The organism is Bacillus sp. JJ1773 (genome assembly GCF_036962035.1).
Classification (GTDB): Bacteria; Bacillota; Bacilli; order Bacillales; family Cytobacillaceae; genus Cytobacillus.
In genome coordinates this window covers 58,871-66,956 of record NZ_JBALNX010000030.1, presented here as the reverse complement: position 1 = coordinate 66,956, position 8,086 = coordinate 58,871, and the positions used below count along the sequence as shown (strand labels likewise).

At 38.0% G+C, this 8,086-nt stretch carries 7 protein-coding genes; all 7 read left to right on the top strand.

Annotated elements, in window-relative coordinates:
* On the top strand, positions 1–2,433 hold a 2,433-nt coding region (locus tag V7127_RS08230), incomplete at its 5' end, for a DEAD/DEAH box helicase (protein WP_335484759.1).
* A 294-nt stretch (positions 2,434–2,727) separates the two neighbouring features.
* Entirely contained in the window at positions 2,728–3,378 is a 651-nt protein-coding gene (locus V7127_RS08225) for a spore coat protein (RefSeq protein ID WP_438823983.1), read from the top strand.
* Positions 3,379–3,567: 189 nt separating this feature from the next.
* Positions 3,568–4,734 carry an ABC transporter substrate-binding protein gene (locus V7127_RS08220; protein WP_335484757.1) on the top strand — a complete coding sequence of 389 codons (1,167 nt, stop codon included), beginning with the start codon at positions 3,568–3,570 and terminating at the stop codon, positions 4,732–4,734.
* A gap of 25 nt (positions 4,735–4,759) precedes the next feature.
* Entirely contained in the window at positions 4,760–5,644 is an 885-nt protein-coding gene (locus V7127_RS08215; RefSeq protein ID WP_335345439.1) for a branched-chain amino acid ABC transporter permease, read from the top strand.
* Positions 5,645–5,648: 4 nt separating this feature from the next.
* Positions 5,649–6,629 (top strand): branched-chain amino acid ABC transporter permease, encoded by a 981-nt coding sequence (locus V7127_RS08210; protein ID WP_335345449.1) that lies wholly within the window; start codon positions 5,649–5,651, stop codon positions 6,627–6,629.
* Positions 6,601–7,374 carry an ABC transporter ATP-binding protein gene (locus tag V7127_RS08205; protein WP_335345438.1) on the top strand — a complete coding sequence of 258 codons (774 nt, stop codon included), beginning with the start codon at positions 6,601–6,603 and terminating at the stop codon, positions 7,372–7,374. The genes V7127_RS08210 and V7127_RS08205 overlap by 29 nt, the downstream gene beginning before the upstream one ends.
* On the top strand, positions 7,367–8,077 hold the full coding sequence (locus tag V7127_RS08200; RefSeq protein WP_335345437.1) for an ABC transporter ATP-binding protein: 711 nt from the start codon (positions 7,367–7,369) through the stop codon (positions 8,075–8,077). The genes V7127_RS08205 and V7127_RS08200 overlap by 8 nt, the downstream gene beginning before the upstream one ends.
* Positions 8,078–8,086: the final 9 nt, after the last annotated feature.

The window sequence follows — 8,086 nt, the reverse complement described above, 5'->3', positions numbered from 1 at the left end:
GAAAGAAGTAGCTATATTAATCAATTATGGTTAAATGTCTGGTTAAATAAATCTACCGGGAGCGTGTCTAGACAGACAAAAAAGGATTATTTAAAAGGGAAAGGTTACGAAACTGAGAATGTAGACAAGAAATTAATAAACCATCTCTTCCGAACTCAAATGCGTACATATAAGCCATTTCATGCGCTTGAATGGTTAAACAAGAAATGGGAAACAGAGGAAATAAATTGGGAAGTGAAATATAGAGAAGCTAGGGAAGACTTTTTACAAAAAGAAGAAGAAAGGCTACTGCATGAATCAATTCAGAATTTCCAGGAAAAATTCATTCAGGAAATAGAATGCATCATTGATAAAAATGATGAAAGTCTTTATTTATATGTAAGACACTTCATTTCCTTAAACCTTATAAAAGATCTGCAAAGCGAAGTAAAGTATAAAAAGATTGACACTATTGCACTCGAAGAAAAACTTAAAATGATCGGTGTTTTCGATCCTGCTGATTATACTTATATCAGCGATTTTTTTGAAGAATTAACTGGGGATATTCACAAAACCTCTCATTGGGGTCGCCAGTATTTTGAATACGAAACTTATTTTGATCGATATTTACTGAATACAGCAAGCTATTTAAAAGATTTAATGATGGATATGGGAATAAGTGAAATGCAGAATAAAGAGTTTAATCTCTCAAAATCATTTATTCAGTCGATTGCAGATGAAATACTTGCTGAAACTAGTGAAGAATTGGCCTTACACTTTATCGAGTTTGCCCATCAGGAATATATTAATGATCTTATGAAGCTCGCAAAAATTCCATTTGATTTAACTAAGCATAAAGAAATATATCAAGACGATCTAGCGAACCTACAGCGAAGATTAGAGGAAGAAAAAGCGGAAATCGAGAGAAAAAAAGAAGAGGAAAAGCGGATCATCAATGAAATATTCGGACAAGAATATCAGCCTTCTATTAGAAGAAATATTCGTTTTGTTCTGCATATCGGGGAAACAAATACCGGAAAAACACACCATGCACTAGAAAAAATGAAAGCAGCTTCAAGTGGACTATATTTGGCCCCGCTGCGCCTTCTTGCTTTAGAAGTATTCGATAAACTGAATGAGGAAGGTACACTTTGCTCTTTAAAAACAGGAGAAGAAGAAAAGATTGTAGCTGGTTCCAGCCATATATCATGTACAGTCGAAATGTTTCATGAAAAGGATTTTTTCGACTGTATTGTGATTGACGAAGCACAGATGATTACTGATAAGGATCGAGGATTTTCGTGGTACAAGGCCATAACAAAGGCAAACGCAAATGAAGTGCACTTTATCGGCAGCAAAAATGTAAAAGAAATATTACTTGAGCTGCTTGGTGATTCAAGCATTGAAATCTTCGAATACACCCGAGATGTCCCATTAGAAGTAGAAAAGAGGGAGTTTAAATTTAGCCGTGTTGATAAAGGGGATGCTTTAATTTGTTTTTCAAGGAAAAAAGTTCTTGAAACAGCATCAAGACTGGAAAATTCGGGACACTCGGTCAGTATGATTTATGGAAGTATGCCACCTGAAACAAGGAAAAAACAAGTTCAGCGGTTTAATCATGGAAAAGCTTCTATTATTGTTTCAACTGATGCGATTGGAATGGGATTAAACCTCCCAATTAAAAGAGTCGTTTTCTTGGAAAATGAGAAATTTGATGGACAGAAAAGACGGCTCCTTACATCCCAGGAAGTTAAGCAGATTGCCGGGAGAGCTGGAAGAAAAGGCATTTACGATGTAGGTAAAGTAGCTTTTGTCACCAATATTAAAAAGATGTGGGATCTGCTCGTTTGCGAGGATCAGCCCATTCAAACATTTTCTGTAGCACCAACAAGTACTGTTTTTGAACGGTTTCAAACCTACTATCGCGATCTCGGAACCTTTTTTGAATTATGGGATAAATTTGAAAGTCCAAAGGGGACGAAGAAGGCTTCTTTATCAGAAGAAAGAGAGTTGTATGAAAAGATCCGCGGCTCAGAAATAGAAGCAAAACTGTCCATTATGGATCTATATGGTTTTCTTCATTTGCCTTTTTCCAAAAAGGAGCCTCAATTAATCTGGCAGTGGGAACAAACGATGTTAGCCATTATTGATGGGGCTGAGCTGCCAGAACCGCTTTTAAAGAATCGCAACTTAGAGGAATTAGAGCTTTCATACAAAGCGATTGGTCTCTATTTGTTGTTTTTATATCGGTTAGATAGAAGAACCGAAGCCATTTATTGGGAGCGGATCCGAGAGCAAATTAGTGACAAAGTACATGACAGATTACGAACCGATGTGAAAAATATGGCAAAAAAATGCCGAAGCTGCGGCAGGAAACTAGAATGGGATCATAAGTACCAAATTTGTGATCAATGCCATGAAAGAAAATATCGGCGCCACTATTTACATTATTAAAAAGCTTAGCTTTCGGCAAAAGATATTCAGAGAGCTAAGCTTATTTTATCAATTACTGAATGATGACTATCTCTTCAAACAACTCGTATAGGGTTAAGTAGTGAGTAGCTCAAGGCTTAAGGACTACTTTAATACATTCATCCTCATGATTATTAAAAATACTATATCCATGGCTCGCTTCGTCCAATATACGGTACATTCTTTTCCAGCAAAACAAAATTAACTCGTAAAAAAGGAATAAAAATAAATTTCGGTTGCAAAATAATTTTGATTTAATATGAGGGAGGAATTTGAATGCAAATGCAAAACCAAAATCAGCAACAAGGTCAAATGCATCAAAATATGCATACCGGCATGGTTAATCAACAAATGAATCATGGGGGACATGAGGTTTTTGATGTCCATGAGGTATTATCCGGAACTGTTGGTGTTTTAGACCAATACACCCTTTTACGTCCCCATGTAAAAGATCAAGAACTAGGAAGCATACTTGATAGACAACATCAGTTTATTACTCAGGAATATAATACAACCGTTGACTGCTTTAAATCTGGTCAAGATCCAGCAGTGCCAACACAGAGCTATAAAATGACACAAGAGAACGATTTTGTTTATGGGCTGAAGCCTTCTCAGCCAAAAAAACCGTTAAATTCGGCATCAGAAGTTACAGACGCATGTATTTCTGGGCTAATGCTTGGTGCTCATAAGGCGATGGCTGGATCAAAAGCAATGGCAGCATGTGAAGTGACAAATCCAGTTGTCCGCCGCGTCATAGCTGACTCTGTGCCTAATTGCATTGAAATGGCTTATGAGCTTTCGATTTATCAAAATAAAAATCATTACTATCAAGTTCCACAGCTTGCTTCACAAGATATGCAGCAGCTGTTAAATGCTTATGCTCCCGCCCAAATGAATGGGATGCCGAACAATAATACTACACACTAATAATAAATATTTTTTAAAAAGGTGATTCTTACAGATAGAATCACCTTTTTTGCTGTGAAAATGTTATTCCAAGATAAAAACGCTTTCATTTTCAAACAATTCCAATAAATCTATTTACAATGGCTATTAAGTAGTATTTAATAGAGATATGTTTTTAATATTTTCAGAAAATAGGGGGAAAAGAAAAAAATGAGAAAAGCAATTAGAAAGCCTTTTCTAGCAATGGCCGTACTCATGCTAGTTTTATTATCAGCATGCAGCGGCAAAAGCACAGATACAGCAGGTGATAGTGAACCTTCTAAAGATGGAGGCGGAGGCCCAGTAGAAGCAAAAATTGGCGTTATTTCCTATATGACAGGACCTGGTGCTGCTTATGGGGAAGCCATAACAAGCGGATTCAAATTAGCCCAGAAAGAAATTAACGAAAAAGGCGAAGTTAAAATTGATTTAGTTATTGAAGATTCTGCAGGCAAGCAGGAACAAGCTTTATCTGCCGCACAAAAGCTAATGAGCGATGATAGCATTGTTGCACTATTAGGACCAACTTTAAGTACAGAAATGAATGTAGTAGGTCCTGAGGCTGACTTGAATGGTATTCCAATTATGGGTACTTCGACTACTGCTGAAGGAATTCCACAAATTGGAGAATATGTATTCAGAAACTCCATCCCTGAAGCACTAGCAATCCCTGCCTCAATTCAAAAAGCAGTAGATAAATACGGTGCAAAAAAGGTTGCAATCCTTTACGGAAATGACGATGTGTTCACAAAGTCCGGTTTTGACACAATGGAAAAAGTAGCAAAAGACATGGGTCTTGAAATTACGACCATTGAAACGTTCCAAAAAGGACAAGCTGATTACAATGCACAATTAACAAAAATTAAAGGTCAAAATCCTGACTTAATCTTGGCATCAGCACTTTATAATGAAGGTGCTGTCATCATGGACCAAGCTAGAAAAATGGGAATTGATGTTCCTTTTGTTGGCGGAAATGGGTTTAACTCTCCACAGGTTATTGAGATTGCTGGCGATGCTTCTAACGGGCTTATCGTTGCAACTCCATGGTTTGGGGAAAAAGACGATCCTAAAGTACAAGGCTTTAACGAAAAGTTCGAAGCAGAATACAAAAAGAAGCCTGACCAATTTGCTGCACAAGCATATGACGCACTTTACATAATGGCAGAGGCATTAAAAAATGCTGGAGAAGCAGATCGCGATAAGCTAAAGGATGCCCTTCTTGAAATTAAAGACTTAGAAGGTATTTTAGGAAAGTTCTCATTTGACGAAGACGGTGACGTTGTCATGGAACCGACTGTATTAATCATTGAAGATAAAAAGTTCAAAATCTTTGAATAATTTTTGAGGCAAAGGGTGAGATGTTTTGCTACTAGAGCAGCTTATTAACGGAATTACATTGGGAAGCATCTATGCCATCGTCGCCCTAGGTTTTACTCTTGTTTTTGGTGTTTTAGGCATCATTAATATGGCACATGGCGAAATATTTATGTTTGGAGCCTTTATCGGAGTAATTGTTACAAGTACATTAGGATTGCCAATATGGGTGGCATTTTTAGCGGCAATTATTGTAACAGCTATACTAGGTTATATGCTTGAACGATTTGCACTGCGTCCATTAAGGGGAAAGCAAGGTGTTTCTCACCTTGCTCCTTTAATTAGTACAATCGGAGCATCTATTTTACTAGAGAATTTATCACATCACCTTTTTGGTGCTGGAAATCATCCTTTCAAAAATGCCTTTTCTGAAATTAACTTTCAAATTGGTTCCATCACCATTTATTTAGTTCAAATTTTGATTTTTGTTATTTCTGTTATTTTGATGATGGTGCTATCTTATTGGCTATTAAAAACAAAAGCTGGAAAAGCTCTTCGGGCAACTGCAGAAAATATTGAGACTGCCAGCATACTTGGAGTTAATACGAAAAGAATTATCATTATGACAGTCGTTATTGCTTCTGCCATGGGTGGAATTGCAGGAATCCTTGTTGGGATGGCCTTTAACTCTGTCAATCCGCAAATGGGGTTATCAATGGGCTTAAAGGGTCTCGCGATCATCATTTTAGGTGGTATGGGAAATGTAAAAGGTGCAATGGCTGGCGGGCTATTGCTCGGACTATCTGAAACATTAGTTGTCGCGTATGGAGATTCTGGCTATCGTGATGCAATCGCATTTATTACGATCATCTTTATCCTATTACTACGGCCTCAAGGCTTGTTCGGCCAAAAGACAACAGCAGCAGGGAGGTGACATGATGCTAGGAGAATTAATCAATCCATATTATTTACAAGTAGGTTCCTTTATTTTAATTAATATTATTCTCGGGCTTAGTATTTATGTCACTCTTTCATCAGGACAGTTATCTCTTGGGAATGCAGGCTTTATGGGGATTGGCGCTTATACTTCTGCTTTGCTGACACTTAATTTTGATGTTCCGATTTTCATCGGTGTTATTGCAGGGGCGCTTGTTGCCGGATTATTTGGACTTGTAGTTGGAATCCCATCACTTCGTCTTCAAGGAGTATATTTAGCTATTGCTACTTTAGGATTTGGGGAAGTAATCCGTGTATTCTTTGTTAACTGGGAATCCGTAACAAAGGGTGCCGTTGGAATTTCTGGAATTCCTCAAATTGGCCGTGAAGTTTTTAGAGTATTAAAGGATGCTGGATTTGACCCCGCTATCTTAGGCTTGAAGAGTAATCAATTTGTTTTCTTAGTTGTTTTTGTCATTCTATTAATTATAAATATTCTCGTAGTCTGGTTTATAATTAGGCAGAATCATTCCAGAGTTGGCCGTGCATTTGCCTCTATTAAAATGGATGAAAAAGCAGCAGAATCAATGGGTATTAATATTACTTACTATAAAGTATTGGCATTTGTCCAAGGTGCCGTTATATCAGGCTTTGCAGGTGCATTATTTGCTCACGTTATGGCGTATATTAGTCCGGCTGATTTTTCATACCATCGTGCGGTTGAAATTCTTATTTTTGCCGTGTTTGGCGGCAGCGAGGTAATTGTCGGGGCCATTTTCGGAGCCACCTTTATGACCTTAATGCCTGAGGTTTTGAGATTTATTAGTGAATATCGCTATATGATTTACGGGTTAATACTAATTTTAATGATGGCGTTCCGTCCACAAGGAATTATCGATAATAACGTATTAAATTGGTTTCAAAAGTTAAAACGGCCAAAAAGGGGGATTGAACATGGTTCTGGAAATCAAAAACATCTCTAAAAATTTTGGCGGTATTTCAGCATTAACTGATGTTACCTTCACTGTTAAGGAAGGCGAGATATTTGGTTTAATCGGTCCAAACGGAGCTGGAAAAACAACTATGTTTAATATGATTACGAACCTTTTTCCTCCAACTTCTGGGGAAATAACCTTTACGGGGGAAACGATCACTGGAATAAAGCCGCATTTAATAACTGAAAAAGGAATCTGTCGAACGTTTCAAAATATCCGTCTTTTTCCGCAAATGACTGCTTTAGAAAATGTGATGGTCGGCGGGCATTGCCGAATCAAATCGGGAGTTTTTAGTAGCGTTCTGCGGACAAAGTCCCAGAAAAACGAGGAAAGACAACTGCGTGAAAAAGCTAAAGAATTGCTGGATTTGGTTGGTTTAACAGATGAGATCGAAACAGACGCTGAAAATTTAGCTTATGGTCAACAAAGAAGACTTGAAATTGCCCGTGCCTTAGCCAGTAATCCAAAGCTGCTGCTATTGGACGAACCAGCTGCTGGAATGAATGAAACTGAAACAGCGAGCCTTTTCGATTTAATTAAAACGGTTCAATCAATGGGAATAACGGTTCTAATTATCGAACATGATATGCCGCTTGTTATGAAGCTTTGCGATCGAATCATGGTTTTGAATTTCGGGAAAAAGCTGGCAGAGGGGACACCGTTAGAAATACAAAATAATGAAGCGGTAATCGAAGCCTACCTCGGATCAGAGGAGGATGAAGAAAGTGCTTAAAGTTACTAATATTGAAACGTTTTATGGAAAAATACAAGCATTAAAGGGAATTAATTTAGAAGTAGAGCAGGGGAAAATTGTTACATTGCTCGGAGCAAACGGAGCAGGGAAAACAACGACAATGAAAACGATTGCCGGGTTATTAAAGCCTCAATCTGGAAAAATTGAGTTTCTGGGTGAGGATGTGACTGGCTTAAGACCTGACCAACTTTTAATGAAAGGAATATCCCTTGTTCCTGAAGGCAGAGCCATTCTTGGCAGCATGTCTGTAATGGAAAACCTTGAAATGGGAGCTTACCAGCGAAAGGATCATGAAATCGTAAAGGATATTGAAAATGTTATGGATCATTTTCCGATTTTACGAGAAAGAAAGGACCAGCTAGGCGGAACACTTTCCGGCGGGCAGCAGCAGATGCTGGCGATCGCACGCGCCTTACTTTCACGGCCAAAGCTGCTTCTTCTTGATGAGCCTTCGATGGGACTTGCTCCATTAATTGTAGCGGATATATTTAAAATTATTAAAGAAATTAAAGACGAGGGAACTACTGTTCTGCTTGTTGAACAAAATGCCAAGCAAGCATTGAAAATTGCTGACTATGGGTATGTCATGGAAACCGGGAAAATCATCATCAACGGCAAAGCTTCTGATCTTTTGGCAGACCCGCGTGTTGTTGAAGCATACCTTGGTAAGAAATCAAGTTAATAATTATCA